Source organism: Sphingobacterium sp. UBA2480 (genome assembly GCF_002341965.1).
Taxonomy (GTDB): Bacteria; Bacteroidota; Bacteroidia; order Sphingobacteriales; family Sphingobacteriaceae; genus Sphingobacterium; species Sphingobacterium multivorum.
Genome location: NZ_DDPA01000001.1, coordinates 778,149 through 797,820, shown reverse-complemented (window position 1 = coordinate 797,820; position 19,672 = coordinate 778,149). Strand labels below are relative to the sequence as shown.

The 19,672-nt window shown below is 41.4% G+C and carries 18 protein-coding genes; 12 read left to right on the top strand and 6 right to left on the bottom strand.

From position 1 onward, the window contains the following. The first annotated feature begins 20 nt into the window (after positions 1-20). From rpmA to B3600_RS03530, 11 genes are all read left to right on the top strand, one after another. Complete coding sequence (gene rpmA, locus B3600_RS03580; RefSeq protein WP_046672918.1) at positions 21-284, top strand: 50S ribosomal protein L27; 264 nt, start codon at positions 21-23, stop codon at positions 282-284. Positions 285-634: 350 nt separating this feature from the next. Further along, entirely contained in the window at positions 635-1,378 is a 744-nt protein-coding gene (locus tag B3600_RS03575; protein WP_115049607.1) for a hypothetical protein, read from the top strand. Positions 1,379-1,383: 5 nt separating this feature from the next. Then, on the top strand, positions 1,384-1,974 hold the full coding sequence (locus B3600_RS03570; protein WP_112376352.1) for a hypothetical protein: 591 nt from the start codon (positions 1,384-1,386) through the stop codon (positions 1,972-1,974). Between the two features lie 235 nt (positions 1,975-2,209). Then, positions 2,210-3,178, top strand: a complete 969-nt coding sequence (locus B3600_RS03565; protein WP_286752082.1) for a formylglycine-generating enzyme family protein — start codon at positions 2,210-2,212, stop codon at positions 3,176-3,178. Between the two features lie 26 nt (positions 3,179-3,204). After that, positions 3,205-4,518, top strand: coding sequence for a Gfo/Idh/MocA family oxidoreductase (locus tag B3600_RS03560; protein ID WP_046672915.1), 1,314 nt, complete (start codon positions 3,205-3,207; stop codon positions 4,516-4,518). Positions 4,519-4,530: 12 nt separating this feature from the next. Then, on the top strand, positions 4,531-5,553 hold the full coding sequence (locus B3600_RS03555; RefSeq protein WP_286752081.1) for an FAD:protein FMN transferase: 1,023 nt from the start codon (positions 4,531-4,533) through the stop codon (positions 5,551-5,553). A 15-nt stretch (positions 5,554-5,568) separates the two neighbouring features. Further along, a complete protein-coding gene (locus B3600_RS03550) occupies positions 5,569-6,492 on the top strand; it encodes a hydroxypyruvate isomerase family protein (protein WP_286752080.1) in 924 nt (307 codons plus the stop codon). Positions 6,493-6,587: 95 nt separating this feature from the next. Continuing rightward, positions 6,588-7,832 (top strand): nucleoside permease, encoded by a 1,245-nt coding sequence (locus B3600_RS03545; protein ID WP_286752226.1) that lies wholly within the window; start codon positions 6,588-6,590, stop codon positions 7,830-7,832. Between the two features lie 42 nt (positions 7,833-7,874). Then, complete coding sequence (locus B3600_RS03540) at positions 7,875-9,560, top strand: GMC oxidoreductase (protein ID WP_070561136.1); 1,686 nt, start codon at positions 7,875-7,877, stop codon at positions 9,558-9,560. A 19-nt stretch (positions 9,561-9,579) separates the two neighbouring features. Beyond that, positions 9,580-11,013, top strand: a complete 1,434-nt coding sequence (locus B3600_RS03535) for a Gfo/Idh/MocA family protein (protein ID WP_070561135.1) — start codon at positions 9,580-9,582, stop codon at positions 11,011-11,013. 19 nt (positions 11,014-11,032) lie between these two features. After that, on the top strand, positions 11,033-11,662 hold the full coding sequence (locus B3600_RS03530) for a gluconate 2-dehydrogenase subunit 3 family protein (protein ID WP_070561134.1): 630 nt from the start codon (positions 11,033-11,035) through the stop codon (positions 11,660-11,662). A gap of 82 nt (positions 11,663-11,744) precedes the next feature. Here B3600_RS03530 and B3600_RS03525 read toward each other — a convergent pair whose 3' ends face one another. Then, entirely contained in the window at positions 11,745-12,470 is a 726-nt protein-coding gene (locus tag B3600_RS03525) for an acyl-[acyl-carrier-protein] thioesterase (RefSeq protein WP_286752079.1), read from the bottom strand. 324 nt (positions 12,471-12,794) lie between these two features. Here B3600_RS03525 and B3600_RS03520 point away from each other — a divergent pair, with 324 nt between their 5' ends. Beyond that, positions 12,795-13,061 (top strand): hypothetical protein, encoded by a 267-nt coding sequence (locus B3600_RS03520; protein ID WP_172462508.1) that lies wholly within the window; start codon positions 12,795-12,797, stop codon positions 13,059-13,061. Between the two features lie 123 nt (positions 13,062-13,184). Here B3600_RS03520 and B3600_RS03515 read toward each other — a convergent pair whose 3' ends face one another. The 5 genes from B3600_RS03515 to B3600_RS03495 all read right to left on the bottom strand — a co-directional run bounded on the left by B3600_RS03515 (position 13,185) and on the right by B3600_RS03495 (position 19,668). Then, positions 13,185-14,486 carry a TolC family protein gene (locus B3600_RS03515; RefSeq protein WP_286752078.1) on the bottom strand — a complete coding sequence of 434 codons (1,302 nt, stop codon included), beginning with the start codon at positions 14,484-14,486 and terminating at the stop codon, positions 13,185-13,187. A gap of 7 nt (positions 14,487-14,493) precedes the next feature. After that, positions 14,494-17,577 carry an efflux RND transporter permease subunit gene (locus B3600_RS03510; protein WP_204991110.1) on the bottom strand — a complete coding sequence of 1,028 codons (3,084 nt, stop codon included), beginning with the start codon at positions 17,575-17,577 and terminating at the stop codon, positions 14,494-14,496. 6 nt (positions 17,578-17,583) lie between these two features. Continuing rightward, positions 17,584-18,645, bottom strand: coding sequence for an efflux RND transporter periplasmic adaptor subunit (locus B3600_RS03505; protein WP_070561130.1), 1,062 nt, complete (start codon positions 18,643-18,645; stop codon positions 17,584-17,586). Positions 18,646-18,829: 184 nt separating this feature from the next. After that, positions 18,830-18,982: a 30S ribosomal protein THX gene (locus B3600_RS03500; protein ID WP_070561129.1), complete on the bottom strand. Its 153-nt coding sequence runs from the start codon at positions 18,980-18,982 to the stop codon at positions 18,830-18,832. An 83-nt stretch (positions 18,983-19,065) separates the two neighbouring features. After that, positions 19,066-19,668 carry a hypothetical protein gene (locus B3600_RS03495; RefSeq protein WP_070561128.1) on the bottom strand — a complete coding sequence of 201 codons (603 nt, stop codon included), beginning with the start codon at positions 19,666-19,668 and terminating at the stop codon, positions 19,066-19,068. Positions 19,669-19,672 lie beyond the last annotated feature (4 nt).

Here is a 19,672-nt window from a genome sequence, read left to right as displayed (position 1 = left end):
TCTTAAATTAAGATAAAGAAATGGCACACAAAAAAGGTGCGGGTAGTTCTAAGAACGGCCGTGAGTCACATAGCAAGCGTTTAGGTATCAAAATCTTCGGTGGTCAACAAGCAATCGCTGGTAACATCATCGTACGCCAACGCGGTACACAACACAATCCTGACACAAACGTTGGTATTGGTAAAGACCACACATTGTTCGCTTTAGTAGACGGTAAAGTAGTTTTCCGTAAAAAAGCTAACAATAAATCTTATGTATCTGTAGTTCCTACAGAACAAGCGTAAGGTTTTGCAACAATATTGGAAAGGCATCAAGAAATTGATGCCTTTTTTTGTTTGTCTGTTCTCCCATGGATCTACCCTTGGGCAATATGAACGAAATCGGATGCTACTTGCTGCACTTTCGTTGCACAGAGCCACTGTTGGCAATATCGTTGGCCCGCAGCGCTGCTGCCCCGCCAATTTATCGGAGTTGGTAATGAGTGCGTTAACGTTTTGGTTTTATTTAAATTGTTATTTTCTGTTAAATGTAAAGCTTTGGTACAATTTTTATAAAGGATAGGTGTTTTTAAGACAATAGGCGAAACATTCCTGAATACCATTGGATGCAAGCACGATTGAATAAATACTTACATATGAAATACAACAAGTTTGGATATGGTTTGTGTGCCGGGTTATTTGCCTGTTCATTTTATTCCTGTAGTTCGATTTACATGCCTAATGTGCCTTCAGCGCCGATGTTTACAGAAGCTGGGGAGGTATATGTTTCCGGTAATATCAATACAAAGGCTAATGTATCGGCCAACCTGGGGGTAGCCGTAACCGATCATGTAGCTGTCATTGCCAATGGTTCCTATGTGGATAATAAATCCAATATCAAAGACTATGCGCAAAAGATGGGCGAAGCGGGGATTGGCTATTATACACGCTTCGGTCGGAAAAATAATCGTGTGTTTGAGGTTTACGGGGGGTATGGGCTAGGCAATACCAGTGTGGTTGATAAGCGTTCGTCGACGATGGGACAAGCTATTGTGGAAACGAAGGATATGGATTTTGAAAAGGTGTTTGTGCAGGTAAACTTTTCATCGGAGAAAAAGGATGCCCTAAAGTTGTTTGGCAACCGGCACGATATCGATTACGGTACCATCATTCGGTTGAGCAATATGCGGATGAAGAATTTCGCTATTGATGGTCTTCCGGCAGAGAAAGAAGACAATATGCTTATTGAACCTGTATTTTATACAAGGATGGGCTTAGGGAAAGGATGGAAGCTGCAATATACGAACGGTATGGTATTTGGTTTTAAAAGTAATACCTATTTAAAAGCAGGGTACCCATTGTTTACACTGGGAGTTTTATATAAATTTGGAGGAAAATAGGGATTATGAGCAAGAAAATTTTATTTGGATGTTTGGTTCTGCTGGGTTTGTTTATCTCCGGCTGCGGCGTGAATCGACAAAAGGCACAGATCGAGAATTTGGCGAAATGTAAGTTCGATGTGGAATCGGTAGATAGTATTCGGTTGGCCGGAACATCATTGCAAAGACTGATCAAGAATAATCAAATCGACCTGGGAGCAGCGCCGAGCCTGGCGTTGGCCTATTTGCGGAAAGATATTCCATTGAATGCAGTTATCAGGCTTAAAATAGACAACCCGACGCTCAAAAAGGCATCCATTAATAAGTTTCAGTATATCATTCTTTATGGTGGACAGCAGCTTGTGGAAGGGATTGTCAATCAATCATTACAAATAGAGCCCGGAGAATCTACCGTAGCCAATGTGCGTATAGCGACCAATATCTATGATTTGTTGAAGAATTCGGACCTGCAGGATTTTTTAATGTCGAGCGATGAGAATAAAAAGGGAATATTTACGTTAAAAGTGAAACCTTCTATCAATATCGCAGGGCAGTCGGTATTCTATCCGGGATATATTACCATCGATAAAGCGGTAAGTCGTAAGATTCTGCTTTAGACAGGGGCATACTGTGATAAGATATTAAGGTTTTCCATGAGAATGGAAAACCTTTTTTATTGATCTTGATTTTCAGGCTAGTTAAGTTACCCTGGATACTTGCCAGCATCTGGCTAAATCGATATTACGAATGGACTATTATGTTAAGAATTAAACTGTAATAAAAAAGTTATAGTGTCAAAGTGTAAAGTATACACCTTATTTTATATTTTAGTCTTTAATTACAAACCTAAATATGTTAAAAAGAATCTTTATTCCTGTTTTGTTATTTGCCGGCGTGCACGCTATGGCTCAGAAAGCTTTCGAACCTTATGAACAACCTATTGAAGGGACTAATCTGACGTTCAAAATGCTGGCAATCCCTGGCGGTAGTTTTAAAATGGGAACTACAAGTGGTGGGAAAGAGGATGAAAAACCTGCACACGAGGTGAAGTTGGATCCATTTTGGATGGGCCAGTATGAAGTAACCTGGGATCTGTTTGAGCCATTTCTGTATAAAGATTATGAGATCGCAAAGAGTAAGGACGGTAAAGTATCGAAAGAGATTGATGCCGTTACGCGACCGACCAAACCTTATTTGGATATGACTTTTGGTTTTGGAAAGGAAGGGCACCCGGCTCTAGCGATGACCCATTACAATGCTATTCAATTCTGTAAGTGGCTGTATGTCCGTACCGGTGTATTTTACCGTTTACCAACAGAGGCCGAGTGGGAATATGCAGCTCGAGCAGGTTCAAAGACGACTTATTTTTTCGGTGATCAAGCAACGCCATTAGCAGATTATGCCTGGTTTAAAGATAATGCTGAACAGAAAACACATATTGTAGGACAGAAGAAGCCGAATCCTTGGGGCCTTTATGATATTTATGGCAATGTTGCCGAATGGACTTATGATCAATATAAGGCCGATAGTTACAATGAAGGTAAAGGCAAGGTATTGACTAATCCTATAGTCGTTCCGACAACCCTGTATCCACATGTTGTACGTGGTGGTGCTTTTGACAGTGGTGCCGAGGACATGCGCTCTGCAGCGCGTGGTGCCTCAGATCCCGTATGGAAACAGTTGGATCCACAAATTCCAAAAAGTAACTGGTGGTTTCCGGAAGCCCCATTCGTGGGCATGAGACTAGTCAGACCCCTCAACCCACCTAGTCACGAAGAGATTATGGCTTATTACGACAAACAGCCAATCAAAGACTTTTAATATAAAATAATCAATATAAAACTGTTATGGAAAATCTAGAAAGAAGAGATTTTATTAAAACTTCTGCTGTAGTTGCTGGGGGCGCTGTGTTGAGCTCAATGCCTTTATCAGGTGCATATGCCGCTGGTTCGGATGTTATCAAAGTTGCCTTAGTGGGCTGTGGGGGCCGCGGAACTGGAGCTACATTTGATGCGCTAAGTTCGGGCATGAACATTAAAGTGGTGGCTCTTGCAGATGCTTTTAAAGATAATTTAGAGAGTACTTATAAAACGCTGAAGGAAAAATGGCAAGATAAGATCGATGTAAGTGACAATCACAAATTTGTGGGGTTCGATGCATATAAAGATGCAATTCAATTGGCGGATGTTGTTATTTTAGCGACTCCTCCAGGATTTAGACCAATGCATTTTGAGGAAGCGATCCGTCAAGGTAAACATGTTTTCATGGAGAAACCGGTTGCTGTTGATATCCCTGGTGTACAGCAGGTCTTACGCGTGGCTGCAGAAGCTAAACGTAAAAAATTGAATGTTGTAGTCGGTTTACAACGCCGTTATCAAACGAATTACCGTGAGGCGATCAAACGTATTCACGAGGGTGCAATCGGTGATGTTACTTCGGGACAAGTTTATTGGAACTCAGGTGGTGTATGGGTGCGTCCGCGTAAGCCAGAGCAAACTGAAATGGAGTACCAAATGCGTAACTGGTATTATTTCAACTGGTTGTGTGGCGATCATATCGTAGAGCAGCACGTACACAATATTGATATCGCCAATTGGGTGAAAGGTGCTTACCCGGTATCGATCCAAGGTACAGGTAGCAGGGCACACCGCACCGGCAAAGAGTATGGTGAAATCTATGATAATTTTGCATTAGAATTGACCTATGCCGACAACAGCGTTGTTTATAGTCAATGTAGACACTTCGAAGGTATACATAACCGTGTAGACGAGCAATTCCAGGCAACAAAAGGACGTGCTTATCTTTCTGCAGGTGGACAGGCAGTATTGTACGACTGGAAAGGAAAGGAAATCTATCGCCATGATGCGAAGGGTAATCCAAACCCGTATCAACAAGAACATAAAGAACTATTTACGGCAATTTCGAAAGGCGAATATAAATTTGATAATGCAGAATATGGTGCTTACAGTACGTTAACAGGTATTATCGGACGTATCGCTTGTTATACCGGTAAGGTAATCAAGTGGGATGAAGCCTTGAAATCGACCATCAAATTGGGACCAGATGTACTTGCTTGGGATGCTAAACCAAAATTACTTCCGGATGCAGAAGGTTTTTACCCAGTAGCGATGCCTGGTCAAAACACCAACTTATATATTTAAGCAATTGGGCCGATGGGATTAAAGTGGAATTTGTGCCTTCTATTTTTTGCTACGATTTGTTGCATTGATGCACAGGCGCAGATACCGGCAACGAAACCCCATAAAATTCGGCTGGAGGGACCCGCGCAGGGTACCCAATTCCATATCACTTACTTCGCTTCCGACAGTCTTGTTAGGCGGTCGGAAGTTGACAGTATCTTAACGGCAATCGATTTGTCGATGTCAATTTACCGCAAAGACTCGAGGATATCCAAGTTCAATACAGATACGGTAATGTCTGTTGTGATGGATAGCCACATGGCTAAGGTGATAAATGCTTCCTTTAAATACCACAAATTATCGAAAGGTCAATTCGATATCACTATTGCCCCGCTGGTCAACCTATGGGGCTTTGGTGCTAATAAGAGCCCGGTGGCCCCGGATTCGGCGACGGTACGAAAAGCGAAGGAACTGGTGGGAATGCATTACCTGAAGGTCAGCGGCAACCGGCTGATTAAAAAGAAACAGGGGATTAAAATCGATGTTAATGGTATTGCACAGGGGTATACGGTAGACGTCTTGGCAGACTATCTCGAACGTAAGGGAATTGCCAATTATATGGTCGAGGTAGGTGGTGAAATCAGGGCTTTGGGAACTCCGCCAGGTGGGCAGGGCTTTTCCATTGGTATTGTTCAGCCCGATGGTGAAAGTGGGGAGGAATTGATGACTGCTGTTGCGCAGCTCAATGAAGGGGCGCTGACAACAGCCGGCAGTTTCGAAAAGTTTATTCAATACAAAGGGAAAAAATTGGGTCATCATATTGACCCTGTTTCGGGTTTCCCATACATGACCGATATATTGAGTGTCAGCGTCTATGCGAAGACTGCTATGGAAGCGGATGCACTGGATAATTATTTTATGGGCATGGAACCCGAACAAATTAAGACAAAGGCCAAAAAATTGAAAGGTGTGGCGGTTTTTGTCATTTTTAAAAATAAAAATCAGTCCATAGAAACGATTTATTCGGATGGATTTGGTAAATTATTTAAAAATTAATCAATTATAAATAAAATGAAGAGATCGGATTTTATTAAAGGTAGTCTTTTGGCCGCGGGGGCAGGACTAGCTGGACAGACTTTTGCGTCTACAACTCAAAATACAGCAAATACGATGGATAAAGGAAAGACATTCAATTTAAATTATGCTCCCCATCAGGGAATGTTCAAAAATCATGCAGGTGATAGTTTCCTGGATGAAATTCGGTATATGTATGATTTGGGATTCCGTGGAATAGAAGATAATGGCTATTTGGGTAGAACATTGGACGAGCAGCAGAAGATCGGTGATTTATTAGCGAAGTTAGGCATGACCATGGGTGTATTTGTTGTGGATGGCGGACAAAACTGGATGCCTTCTTTAGCGACAGGAAAACAGGAGTATTTGGACAAGTTTGTCGAAACATGCAAGAAGTCTGTCGAAGCTGCCAAGCGTTGTAACGCAAAATGGCTGACTGTGGTACCGGGCTTTTATGAAAGAAAACTGCCTTGGGGTAATCAGTTCAGCAATATCCTTACTGCGATGCGTAAGGGTGCGGAGATCTTTGAACCACTTGGTTTGGTGATGGTGTTGGAAACCTTAAGTGATACACCAGATTTGTTTTTGCAGCAAACGCATGAAACCTATGCTTTATGTAAGGCCGTGAATAGTCCATCCTGTAAAATTTTGTATGATATTTATCATATGCAACGTACCGAAGGAGATTTAATTGCAAATATGAATCGTTGTTGGGATGAAATTGCGTATATTCAAATCGGCGATAATCCAGGTCGTAAAGAACCGACTACGGGCGAGATCAATTATAAAAACGTATTCAAACACATTCATAGTAAAGGATATAAGGGTATCATGGGGATGGAGCATGGTATTTCCAAGCCTGGTAAAGAGGGTGAGGATCGCTTGGTGGCGGCATATCGCGAGGTCGATAGCTTTTTGTAATATTTTAATAGTGTACTATTGACAATTAGATTTAATTTCTTAAATTGAGCAGGTAAAACCAATTAGTAGTATTGTAAAACACCATTTTTTTTATGATTTCATCAACAATAAAATTTAAACTATCCTTTATGATGTTCCTCGAATTTTTTATTTGGGGGGGATGGTTTGTCACATTAGGTACTTTCTTGAGCAAAAATCTACATGCAACGGATTTTGAAATGGCCAATGTATTTTCAACACAATCATTGGGAGCGATTATCGCCCCTTTTATTGTCGGAATGATTGCAGACCGTTATTTTAATGCGGAGCGTATTTTGGGTGTTTTACACTTGGTTGGCGCAGTATTAATGTATCAGATGTATGGTGCTGCCGATATGTCTACTTTTTATCCGTATGTATTGGCCTATATGATACTTTATATGCCAACATTGGCCTTGGCGAGCTCAGTTTCGTTTCGCCAATTGACCAATCCGGAAAAACAATTTTCAGGAATACGTATCTGGGGAACACTTGGTTGGATTGCGGCGGGATTGGCAATTAGCTATATCTTCAAATGGGATGCAGGTGCATCAGAAGGAGCTTTGAAAAATACCTTCTTAATGTCAGGTGTAGCTTCATTGGTATTAGGCGTATTTTCCTTCGCATTACCTAAAACACCGCCGGTCAAATTGGATGAAAACGAAAAACCGTCCTTTGCATCAATTATTGGTCTGGATGCGATCAAATTGTTGAAAGACAAAAACTTCTTGATCTTTTTCATTTCTTCAGTATTGATCTGTATTCCATTGGCATTTTATTATTCAAATGCAAACTTGTTCCTGACCGAAATAGGATTGGAAAATCCAACAGGCAAGATGACGATTGGTCAGTTTTCAGAGGTCTTGTTCTTGTTGGCACTCCCAATTTTCTTTACAAAATTTGGCTTCAAGAAAACAATTTTGGTCGGTATGTTGGCCTGGGTAATCCGTTACCTGTTATTTGCTTATGGCAATGCGGGTGAATTGTCGTTCATGTTGTTGATCGGTATTGCATTGCACGGTATCTGTTATGACTTTTTCTTTGTTTCGGGACAAATTTATACAGACAGCAAAGCTGGTGTTAAATACAAATCGGCAGCACAGGGCTTGATAACGCTGGCAACCTATGGTGTTGGACAGTTGATCGGATTCTGGGTAGCAAGTTATGTTGGAGATAAGTACAAAGAATTGAAAGCAACAGACCTAGCAGGATTCTGGAATCATACCTGGGTTGTACCTGCAATTATCGCAGCTGTTGTATTTTTTATCTTTTTAGCTTTATTTAAGGACGAAAAGATCGACAGTACAAATGCTGCACACTAAACAGAAAAAATAACTATTTAAAAACAAATAATTAGAAGAGAGATGGCAACAAATACTTATGACGCAATTGTAATCGGTTCGGGGATAAGTGGTGGATGGGCTGCGAAAGAATTGACAGAGAAAGGGCTGAAAACAATTATGCTGGAGCGTGGTCGTAACATTGAACACATTAAGGATTACACTGCGCCAAATAAAAATCCATGGGAATGGCCTCATGCTGGCGGTCGTACACAAAAAATGATCGAAGAATATCCGGTTTTGCGTAGAGATTATCCGTTGAATGAGAAGAACCTGGATTTTTGGGTAAATGAAAAGGAGAGTCCATATACAGAGGTAAAACGTTTTGACTGGTACCGTGGGTATCATGTTGGTGGACGTTCTTTAATGTGGGGGAGACAATCTTATCGTTTGGGCGATTTGGATTTTGAAGCTAACTTAAAAGATGGCCACGGTGTGGATTGGCCGATTCGTTATAAGGATATTGCCCCTTGGTATAGTTATGCTGAAAAATTTGCGGGTATCTCCGGAAATAGAGATGGTGTACCATCTTTGCCAGATGGAGATTACATGCCGGCAATGGCGATGAACATTGTTGAAAAAGACCTGGCTGAGCGTTTGAAAAAGCAATATGGTGGTCAACGTCATTTCATCATGGGTAGAACAGCCAACATTACTGTTCCGCATCATGATCGTGTAAATTGTCAATATCAAAATCAATGTTGGTTGGGTTGTAATTTTGGTGCTTATTTCAGTACGCAATCGGCAACTCTTCCTGCAGCACGTAAAACAAACAATCTAACTTTACGTCCTTTTTCTATCGTAACAAAGATTATCTACGATAAAAACACGAAAAAGGCAAAAGGTGTTGAAATTGTTGATGCTGAAACAAACCAAACGTATGAGTTTTTCGCTAAAGTAATTTTTGTTTGTGCATCTGCATTGAACTCGACTTGGGTGTTAATGAACTCAGCTACAGATGTTTGGGAAGGCGGTCTGGGTAGCAGCAGCGGTGAATTGGGCCACAATTTGATGGATCACCATTTCCGTTGTGGTGCCGGAGGTAAAATAGATGGATATTTGGATAGCTATGTATATGGTCGTAGACCAACAGGCTTGTATGTGCCACGTTTTGTAAATGTAGAAGGTGATACTAAAAAACGTGACTATGTACGTGGATTTGGTTACCAGGGTGCTGCAGGTCGTGGACGTTGGTCTGGTGCTGTTGCCGAGATGGAAGTTGGTGGTGCATGGAAAGATGCGATCTGTGAGCCAGGTGACTGGACTGTTGGTTTTACTGCTTTCGGAGAAACCTTGCCATATCACGAAAATAAAATTACACTTGACAAGAGCAAAAAAGATAAATGGGGCTTACCTGTATTATCATTTGACGCTGAGATCAAGGATAATGAATTGAAGATGCGTGGCGACATGCAAAATGAAATGAAGGAAATGTTGGAAAGCATTGGCGTAAAAGATACCTATACGTACGATAACGTATATGGTTTGGGCCAAGGTATCCACGAAATGGGAACTGCCCGCATGGGACGTGATCCAAAAACTTCGGTATTAAATGGTAACAACCAAGTTTGGGATGCATTGAATGTTTTCGTAACGGACGGTGCTTGTATGACTTCTGCAGGTTGTGTCAACCCTTCATTGACGTATATGGCACTTACTGCTCGTGCGGTTGATTTCGCAGTAAGCGAATTGAAAAAAGGTAACATCTAATAGCTAAAGATTGATAACAATGGAAAATAACTCAAATAAGACGAGTAGAAGAGGTTTTATAAAGAGCGCGGCAACAGCTGCTGCGGCTTTTATGATCGTCCCTCGCCATGTATTGGGCGGAAATGGCTTTACAGCTCCAAGTGACAAATTACAAGTAGCAGGTATTGGTGTAGGGGGTAAAGGTTTTAGTGACATCAATGCATTCCATGATTCAGGAAAAGCAGATCTTGCTTTCTTGTGTGATGTGGACGACCGTCGTGCAGCTGGTGCGTTGAAACGTTACCCGAAAGCAAAGTATTACAAAGACTACCGTGAGATGTTGGATAAGGAGCACAAACGTATAGAAGCCGTTTCTGTATCAACTCCAGATCATCAACATGCGATTCAGGCACTTGCAGCTATGCAATTGGGTAAACACGTGTACGTTCAAAAACCGTTGACTCACGATGTATGGGAAGCGAGAGCATTGACGCATGCAGCTAAAAAATATAAAGTGGTTACCCAGATGGGAAATCAAGGTGCATCGAATGATGGACCACGTTTTGTACGTGAGTGGTATGAAGCAGGTCTGATCGGTGATGTACATACGGTATATTGTTGGACAGATCGTCCGGTATGGCCTTCAGGTATTGCATGGCCTACAGGCAAGGCCGAAGTTCCAAAAGAATTGGATTGGGACCTTTGGTTAGGTACAGCGCCTTATAAAGAGTATGTGGATAAATTGGTGCCTTTCAACTGGCGCGGCTGGTGGGATTATGGTACTGGCGCATTGGGCGATATGGGCTGTCACTTGTTGGAAGTTCCTTTCAGTACCTTGGGATTGACTTATGTACAGGATGTACAGGCAACTGTAGGATCGGTGTATGTGGATGAATTCAAACGTGGATATTTCCCTGAAAGCTGTCCTCCATCGAGCCATGCGACATTAACATTCCCTAAAACACCACGTACCAATGGTCCGGTGACTTTACATTGGATGGATGGTGGTATTCAGCCTGCTCGCCCGGATGAATTAGGTCCAAACGAAATTTTTGGTGATGGTGGTAACGGTATCTTACTTGTAGGTACAAAAGGTAAAATCCTTGCGGATACCTACGGCCAGAATGCACGCTTGTTGCCGACTTCAAGAAAAGAGCAGGTGGCACAGAAATATGCCCGTGTACCAGGACAAGAAGGTGGACACTACGCACAATGGGTTGAAGCTTGTCAGGCTGGATACGGCAAGAAAGAAGTAAGTTCACCTTTTGAAATAGCAGGTCCGTTGACAGAAGCTTTATTAATGGCTAACCTGGCAATCAGAGGTGCTGATTTACGTATTGATGGTAAATACCCTGGACGTAACCTGAAATTGTTGTGGGATAACGATAACATGCGTGTCACCAACTTTGACAACGTCAATCAATATGTAAAACGTAATTACAGACAAGGTTGGGAAATGAAATATAATTTCTAAAATTAAGATATTTAGTAGTATGAATAGAAGAGAAGCATTACAACGAGTTGCCTTAATTTTAGGAGGTACCGTTATCGGCGCTAATTTATTTTTGGAAGGTTGTACACGCTCAGCAACCAAAGATGTGCAAGCATTATTTGAAGCGAAGACAACTGATTTATTAGGTGACTTGGCTGAAGCAATCTTACCAGCTACCGCAACTCCGGGTGCGAAAGAAGCAGGGGTAGGAAGTTTTATCCCAGTCATGGTTCGCGATTGTTATACGGAGAAGCAACAAAAGGCATTTTTAACTGGTTTTGCGAGCTTAGATGATAAGGCAAAAGAGGTGAAAGGAAAACCATTCCTGGAGCTTTCTGCGGAAGACAGAACGGCTGTTGCAGCTGCTTTGGATAAAGAAGCAAACGAGTTTAATAAAAAGCAAGCTGAAGATCAAAAGGATATTCTGGAGAAGAATAAAGAAAAACAAAATCAATTGTATAATTATGTTGAGAACGATCCACCACATTGGTTTACGATGTTCAAACAATTGACATTGACCGGTTTCTTTAACTCGGAGCTGGGTTGTACAAAAGCATTACGTTTTGTGAAGATACCGGGAAAATTTGATGGTAACCTTCCTTACAAAAAAGGCGATAAAGCATTTGCATAAACGATGCGCTATGTAAGATAAAAAGGGAGGCCCGTAGCCTCCCTTTTTTTATTGTTTCGCGTTCTTATCTTGTTTTCCCTTTTTATTTTGTTTCTATGGCCAGCGCAAAATGAATGCGCTGCTGTTTGGTCACTGTCATAAAGTAACCCTGATCTGTCGCATCACCATTAATCTCTACAGTATCATTATAGCGTAATTCGCGCAGGTAATTCATCTCTAATGATTTGATTTGATTGGTCAATACAAGCTCAATGGGCAACCTGTCCATACACCAGTCCAGGTATTTTACATTGTTGGCGTGATTGACAATATCCAGATCCGAGAGCTTAACACAATATTCATCAAGATTTTTGACTGTTTGGGAAATATCCAATTTTGAAAATGGCCGTTGTGTTGCGGGACGATCCGGATAGGTGGTAAAATTTTCGGTGGAAATCGCGAGTGTTTCAGAGCTCCGCTTCACGGTATTGATGACAGCCCAATAACTGGTTGCCGTAACAAAGATCTGTCCATTGACGGTAATTTCGAAATTCCGTGTTGAGCGTGCGCCCTCTAATTCCTGTATCCAAGTTTTAACCTTGACGATGTCCATCCATTTGGGCAATCGTGCAATCTCTATACGTATGCGGCTAAGTACCCAAGTTTGGTTATGTTTGGCCATTTCTTTAAAACCGAATCCCACAGCATTGGCGTGTTCTCCCGCGGTAAGCTGCAGAATATTGGATAAATCGGAGAAACGAATACGGCCATTAGAATAGCATTGCGTGAAATAAATTTCCCACTCTTTTTCAAAAACAGATTTTTCCATTTACAAATTTTTTTGATCAAAAATAGGTAATATGAATGATTTGGGCTATAAATTCAAAATGAAATGACACTATATTTAGATATCTCGTTATAAATGCCTGTTGGGCCTGCCGGTGACCCTCAAAGGGGAGTAGTGTGTCCAAAGTACAATCGTTTTTTTATTGTAAAATAAATGATAGTTTTCAAGGATTTAATTGATTTTTATCATGGGAATCGGTAGATTTAAATAAGCCAATGGCAGAAAGAGATAAAATAAGATTGGCTTTAAAGCGTTATAAGAGTAGCATAGCGCAAAACAATAATTTACACATTAAATGCTAGTATTATGGTTGGAGAACTAATAGCTAAAGAGGAAATTCCTCAATTTAAATTTATCCCGGCGAGTGAAGATAAGACAGCGACTTTTATGGATAAATTGAAAGGGGCACTTCGGTTGGGAAATGAGTTTAAATCCAAAACTGAAATCGCCTTTGAGACTGATTCCGGACCAAAGCGTATCGAGACCACCGTATGGTCGTTAACCGATAGATATATTCAGATTAAAAGTGGCGTGTTAATACCACTGAAATCTATTATAGCAATAGACTATTAAATAGACAAACGAAAGGCTCCTCATTTAGTTAAGGAGCCTTTCGCTTTTTAAGAATAGATGCTGCTGAAAAGCGCTTCAAAATCCTGTCCCTTCATGAAGAGGACCTCATGCTGAAAGAAATTTCTAGTATGTTTCGCCTGTCAATTCTTTTAGCCTTATTTCGGATACCTTTGCATCATATTGTGCTGTATAGCTCCGAGTCATTACATTGATGTAGTTTAACTGCGCTGTTCTTACTTCCAAAGTTGTGATGGTACCGATACGGAATTTATCCATGGTGATGTTTAAATTTTCTTTTGCCAGCTCCTCGTTTTTCCGTTCTACATGAGCCAGTTCCATATTGGTGATGTAGGTTTGGAACAGCGTTCTGACCTGTGCCTGAATATCTTGTTTTTGTTGTTGTATCTGCAGCTCAGAACCTTTAATCTGAAATTTAGCAATCCGTTCGTTTCTATTTTGAAGAAATCCATTGAAAATATTAAGGGAAGCCGATACACCGTAGGTAAGACCTCTATTTTTATTTTCTGTCGAGAAACCGAGGGAGGAGTGGGATTCGTTCCAGTTGTAACCACTGTTTAATCCAATTTTGGGATAACGTTCGGCCTTAACTGCTTTTAAGTTGAGTTCGGCCACCCGATTGTTGATGATGGCGAGCTGGATTTGTGGATTTTGGCGATCGGCAATTTCGATCAGATTACCAAGTTTAAGATCCGTATCAAGTTTCATTTCATCTTCAACCTGAAAATCCAGGCTCAAGTCGCGTGTCATCAGCTGATTGAGGTAAGTCTTGGTATTTTTGAAGCTTTCCTGCTGTCTGAGTAAGTTTGTCTGATCGGTATTTAAATCGACTTTCGCATTCAGGAGATCCAGCTTGGAGCCTTTTCCGATCTCCAGGCGATTTTCGGCCAGCGTGACGCGGTATCTCGATAAGGTAATGGTGGTATCCAGTGCGTTTATCAGGCGCTTTTGCTGCACCAGATTGTAATAGGTTGCCATGACTTCGCTGAGCTGGGTGATCACTTGATATTTGATCTCCGCTTCCCCTTGTCGTTGTATTTCTTTGAAGCGATCGCGACGGGCAAACATACCCAATCCATCGAATATCGTCCAGTTTAGGTTAACTCCATAAGACATGTTGTCGTTTTTTGCATTGGAGATCTGCTGTATTTGACCATCTGCTCTGACCTGTCTGGAATTCTGGATGGAGTTGCTTCTGTTGAACGTTCCAGTTACTGCTGGAAGCATACCGGCGCTTCCTAAACTAGTATTCTCCCTATCAATGTTATTGTCATTTTTAGCCAGGAGAATATTGAAGTTATTGTTCAACGTGGTTTTCAGTGCATCTTCCAAAGTCAGTACTTCTTGCGCCCGAGCTTGAAACATGATGGAGTAAAGTAATACTAATAGGATGAAATTTCTCTTCATGTCTTTATTATTCGTAGCTTTTAATGTTATCAAATTCCGGTCTATGTTTTTTTTGTCTTGACCACATGTAATAGATCGCCGGGATAATGAACAAGGTTAGGATAAGGGAGAATATTGTACCGCCAACGATAACAACCCCCATACCAATTCTGCTGGTCGAAGCAGCTCCAAGTGACATGGCGATCGGTAATGCACCCAAGGCGATGGCTAAACTTGTCATTAGGATCGGTCTGAGGCGTGATTCGGCAGAGTGCATAATTGCCTCAAATTTTTCCATGCCTTCTTCACGCATTTGGTTGGCAAACTCAACAATCAGGATACCATTTTTGGTCACGAGACCGATAAGCATAATTGTTCCAATTTGACTGAATATATTCCAGGTTTGATCAAATAGCCATAGACTTATTAGTGCACCGGCAACGGCCATAGGCACCGTAAGGATAATGATAAATGGGTCGAGGAAGCTCTCAAATTGGGCTGCCAAGATTAGATATATAAGCAATAAAGCAAGACCAAAAGCAAATAAGGTATTGGAGCTACTTTCAACGAAGTCACGTGATTCACCACTAAGGTCGGTGGTGAAGCTCTGGTCGAGTACCTTTTCTTTTATGCGATCCATTGCTGCAATTCCGTCGCTCATGCTCATGCCTGGTGCCAAGCCAGCTGAAACTGTAGCCGACATGTACCGGTTATTGTGGTAGAGTTGGGGTGGACTGCTTTCTTCCCTGACGCTTACGACGTTATCTAACTGGATAAGCTGACCGATGTTATTACGTACATAAATTGAAGCAAGGTCTGTCGGCGTAGCTCTACGGTCATTTTCAACTTGGCCTATGACCTGATATTGTTTGCCATCACGCATAAAATAGGCGAAACGTTGACCGCTTAACAACAATTGGAGGGACTGTGAAACGTCAAGTACGGAAACACCCAGACTAAGTGCTTTCAGACGATCAATTTCGACATGCAGCTCGGGCTTGTTGAACTTCAGGTTGATATCCGTTGTCGAGAATGCTGGATCGCTGTTGACCTCATTCATAAATTCGGGAATCTTTTCCTGAAGTTTTTCAAAATTCTGTGCTTGGATAATGTACTGAACAGGTAGTCCACCTCTTCGATTCATGGATATCGTTGGCGTTTGCGAAACATTGACGCGTACGGCATCGTATTGTTTTGTCCATTTAGTGAGCTCCTTGGCAATATCGTCCTGTGATTTTTTGCGCTCACCAGGATCAACCAAAGTCATCCGTATACGTCCGGAGTTGACTGAGCTCGCGCCGAAACCCGGAGAGGTAATGTTTAAACTGATTTTGTTTTCAGGAATGGAGTCGTAGACCAATTTGTCCAATTCCTGCATGTAGCGATCCATGTATTCATAGGTGGCACCTTCAGGACCTGTTACATTGACGGAGATGTTACTTCTGTCATCGTAAGGCGCTGTTTCCTTTTTAATGGAGGAGAAAAGGATACCAATAATGATAAAACATAGGATCAGAATTGGAAAGCTAATCCATTTGAATTTCATGAATTTTTCCAGAGCCTTGGCATAACCTTTATTCATTTTGACAAACATGGGTTCTGTCCAATCGTAAAACTTCGTCTTTTTGTGGCCACCACCTTTGATCAGATAAGCGTTGAGCATCGGTGTAAGGGTGAGGGAAACAAATGCCGAAACCAATACGGCCGAGGCGATGACGACACCAAATTCCCGGAACAGCCTTCCCACAAAGCCCTGAAGAAATATAACCGGTAAAAATACCGCTGCAAGTGTAATTGAAATGGAAATAACAGCGAAGAATATTTCCTTAGACCCTTTTAGCGCGGCTTCAATTGGAGACATTCCTTCTTCAACTTTCTTGAAGATATTTTCGGTAACAACGATACCGTCGTCGACGACAAGCCCCGTCGCGAGTACAATAGCGAGTAGCGTCAGTACATTGATGGAAAAACCAAAAATATACATAATAAAGAATGTCGCAATCAAGGATACCGGAATATCCAATAACGGACGTAACGCTATGCCCCAGTCGCGAAAGAAAAAATAAATAATTAGGGTGACCAGTATGATCGAAATCAGGAGTGTCTCGGCGACTTCTTCAACTGATTTTTTGATGAATGTCGTATTATCAGAAGCGATGTTGAGTATAATATCCTGCGGCAGATCTTCTTTGATCTGATCGAGCATTTTATAAAAATTGTTGGCAATATCGAGGTAATTTGTCCCCGGTTGCGGAATAATGGCAATACCGACCAGCTGTTTACCATTACTCACCATTTTTGTTTCGAGATTCTCAGCGTCTATTTCGGCCCGACCAATATCGGTAAACTTGACGATACGGCTGCTGTCGGCTTTTAGAATGATGTTGTTGAATTGCTCGGGGGTAGACAGATTGCCTATAGTTTTTACGGTGAGCTCGGTTGTGTTTCCGACAATTTTTCCCGAAGGTAATTCAACATTCTGATTATTTAATGCTGTACGAATATCTGAAGCCGTGATACCATAGGCAGCCATACGGTCGGGATTGAGCCATAGCCGCATGGCGTAACGTTTTTGGCCATAGATCTGTGTGCTGCTGACGCCGGGGATGGTTTGTAACCTTTCAGAAATCACATTTTCGGCGTAGTCGCTCAGCGAAAGTTTGTCGCGTGTCTCACTTTGCAATGTCAACGTAATAATGGGATCGGAATCCGCATCGGCTTTGGATACCACCGGTGGAGCATCAATATCCTGTGGTAGGCTTCGGACGGCTTGGGATACTTTATCCCGGACATCATTTGCGGCTTCCTCCAGGTTCTTTTTTAAATCAAACTCGATGGTAATATTGCTGGATCCCTGGTTACTCGAAGAAGAGATGTTACGAATACCATCGATCGAGTTTATGGCCTTCTCTAGTGGCTCGGTAATCTGAGATTCAATGATATCAGGATTGGCACCGGCATAATTTGTTCTGACAGAAACAATGGCGGGGTCAATGGAGGGGTATTCGCGTACGCCCAGAAAACTAAAACCAATATAGCCAAACAAGATGATGGTAATATTGACGACAATAGTTAAAACAGGGCGTTTAATAAAAACTGCAGATAAATTCATGTACAACTAGTTAGCTAATGATACCTTAACTTTTGCTCCATCTTTTAAAGACAGAACGCCCGTGGTTAAAACGGTGTCGCCGGCACTGATGCCAGATAGAATAACGATGTCCTTGTCGGTACGTGCACCTGTTTCAACCTTTACTTCCTTGGCGAGGCCGTGCTGTAGTACAAAGACCTTCTTTCCGTCCTGTACGGGAACAATAGCTTCTGTAGGAATGGATATCGCATCGTTTTCCACTTCGATCGGCACAATAACGTTAACAAAGGATCCGACTTTCAATTTGCCCTGATCGTTCGTCGCTCTGGCGCGGACAGTGAGTGTTCTGGTGTTAAGTGATACTTGTGGTTCAATAGCGTAAATGTTTGCTGTAATGATCGTTGGGTCATTGGCTACACTGAACTCAATGGGCATATTTATTTTAACTATATTGCTGTATTTTTCGGGCACTGCAAAAGTAACTTTGACAAGATTGTCCTTCACTAAATTTGTAATCAGGGTACTGGATGAGACAATGGCACCTACGGAAATGTTCCGAAGTCCAATCATGCCACTAAAAGGGGCGCGGATGGTTGTTTTGGATATTTGTGCCTGAATCAACTGGATCTGTGCTAAGGAGGTTTTTAAGGCTGCACTGGCAATATCAAACTCTTCCTGACTGATTGCTCCTTTTTGCAACAGCAGTTTGGCCCGACGTTCATTTTCGGCATTCAGCTGATTTGTTGTTTGCGCTTGTCTTAATTGTGCCTGCAGCTCAATATCATCGATCTTGATCAAGGGCTCGCCCTGTTTGATACGCTGTCCTTCAGAGAAATAGATTTTGGTGATTCGACCACTTACTTCACTTCTGATTTCAACCTGCTCTTCTGCGTCAATGCTTCCCGAGAGATTAATGGATCTATCGGCGACGGAAGATTTGGCAATGATAGCCTGTGCGGGGACGGGCATATCTTTTTTTCCATTGGGCTTATCAGCTTCTTTTTTATCTTTTTTAGCAGTTATCAGAAAGTATCCACCTCCAAACACAGCACAGGCCAAAAGGAGGTAAATGATCGATTTTTTATTCATACGATATAGTCTCTTATGTACTTTTTACATTTAACAGGTAAATATAGGTTTATTATTATGCCGATATCAGTTGTCAAAAGGATTTTACAATACCACGAAAACTTTGCAAATGGACAGCGAAATGGACGAGCGCGAATGGTTGGAAATAAAAAAAGCTAGAAATAACTTTCTAGCTTCCTGTTTACTATTTCTTTGATTTTGCTTTTGGTTGGACTTCTTTTGGAGCCTCTTGTTTTACTTCCGCCTTGATTGCAGTTTTCGATACATGTGGTCTTCTTTTTCCAAAAGAACCATTCGATATTTTTCCTCTTCTGGTCTTGATGTCACCTTTTCCCATAGTGTGAAATATTTTGGTTTTAACAAATTTTATTAATTACCTAAATATACCACATTCTTTTTAGATATTCAATTTGTTCATTTTTAAATGATTGGAAAAATACGTTTTTGAACAGTTATGGTGAAATTTTGGTTAATGGTGTCGAAAAATAAATTATTGACCGGCTTGTTTTCGGCGACCAAATAGGGGATCTCTACTATTTTGTTCTTTAACTTGAGACGGTAGTAGCCGTATAATAAACCTTTGGTCGTTTGAATTGATTCGATTTTCTGAACGGCTTCTATGTCCTTAAACATGTTAAAAGCATAATTTTCTCCTTTGAGCTGTTCAATAAAAACTTCATTGGTTTTGGCATTGTACCAGATTTGCTGGCTTTTGAGCTTACTAAAGTGGTTGTTGAACAGAAAAAGATAACCCAGCAGGAAAAAGGCAATCGGAAGCAGGAACAGGACAATTTTTATCTTCATGAACAGCAAGACGGTGATCAAAATGAGGACAACCCCCATCATGGCGTTGGAAACGCTCTTCTTTAGATTTGCCTGGATGACCGGAGATGAAGCTTCAATCAACTGAAAACCTGATTTTAAATTTCTGGACATATCCTCGGTAAACCCAAATAGATTGAATTTTTTGCGTATCACCAGATAAGCAATAAGAATAATAAGTCCAATGATCAAAAACCGCATATTT

What these genes read in the sequence shown, in the direction of transcription:
- rpmA (WP_046672918.1), top strand. Translation starts at nt 21, where the DNA reads ATGGCACACAAAAAAGGTGCGGGTAGTTCTAAGAACGGCCGTGAGTCA.
- B3600_RS03575 (WP_115049607.1), top strand. Translation starts at nt 635, where the DNA reads ATGAAATACAACAAGTTTGGATATGGTTTGTGTGCCGGGTTATTTGCC.
- B3600_RS03570 (WP_112376352.1), top strand. Translation starts at nt 1,384, where the DNA reads ATGAGCAAGAAAATTTTATTTGGATGTTTGGTTCTGCTGGGTTTGTTT.
- B3600_RS03565 (WP_286752082.1), top strand. Translation starts at nt 2,210, where the DNA reads ATGTTAAAAAGAATCTTTATTCCTGTTTTGTTATTTGCCGGCGTGCAC.
- B3600_RS03560 (WP_046672915.1), top strand. Translation starts at nt 3,205, where the DNA reads ATGGAAAATCTAGAAAGAAGAGATTTTATTAAAACTTCTGCTGTAGTT.
- B3600_RS03555 (WP_286752081.1), top strand. Translation starts at nt 4,531, where the DNA reads ATGGGATTAAAGTGGAATTTGTGCCTTCTATTTTTTGCTACGATTTGT.
- B3600_RS03550 (WP_286752080.1), top strand. Translation starts at nt 5,569, where the DNA reads ATGAAGAGATCGGATTTTATTAAAGGTAGTCTTTTGGCCGCGGGGGCA.
- B3600_RS03540 (WP_070561136.1), top strand. Translation starts at nt 7,875, where the DNA reads ATGGCAACAAATACTTATGACGCAATTGTAATCGGTTCGGGGATAAGT.
- B3600_RS03535 (WP_070561135.1), top strand. Translation starts at nt 9,580, where the DNA reads ATGGAAAATAACTCAAATAAGACGAGTAGAAGAGGTTTTATAAAGAGC.
- B3600_RS03530 (WP_070561134.1), top strand. Translation starts at nt 11,033, where the DNA reads ATGAATAGAAGAGAAGCATTACAACGAGTTGCCTTAATTTTAGGAGGT.
- B3600_RS03525 (WP_286752079.1), bottom strand. Translation starts at nt 12,470, where the DNA reads ATGGAAAAATCTGTTTTTGAAAAAGAGTGGGAAATTTATTTCACGCAA.
- B3600_RS03520 (WP_172462508.1), top strand. Translation starts at nt 12,795, where the DNA reads ATGGTTGGAGAACTAATAGCTAAAGAGGAAATTCCTCAATTTAAATTT.
- B3600_RS03515 (WP_286752078.1), bottom strand. Translation starts at nt 14,486, where the DNA reads ATGAAGAGAAATTTCATCCTATTAGTATTACTTTACTCCATCATGTTT.
- B3600_RS03510 (WP_204991110.1), bottom strand. Translation starts at nt 17,577, where the DNA reads ATGAATTTATCTGCAGTTTTTATTAAACGCCCTGTTTTAACTATTGTC.
- B3600_RS03505 (WP_070561130.1), bottom strand. Translation starts at nt 18,645, where the DNA reads ATGAATAAAAAATCGATCATTTACCTCCTTTTGGCCTGTGCTGTGTTT.
- B3600_RS03500 (WP_070561129.1), bottom strand. Translation starts at nt 18,982, where the DNA reads ATGGGAAAAGGTGACATCAAGACCAGAAGAGGAAAAATATCGAATGGT.
- B3600_RS03495 (WP_070561128.1), bottom strand. Translation starts at nt 19,668, where the DNA reads ATGCGGTTTTTGATCATTGGACTTATTATTCTTATTGCTTATCTGGTG.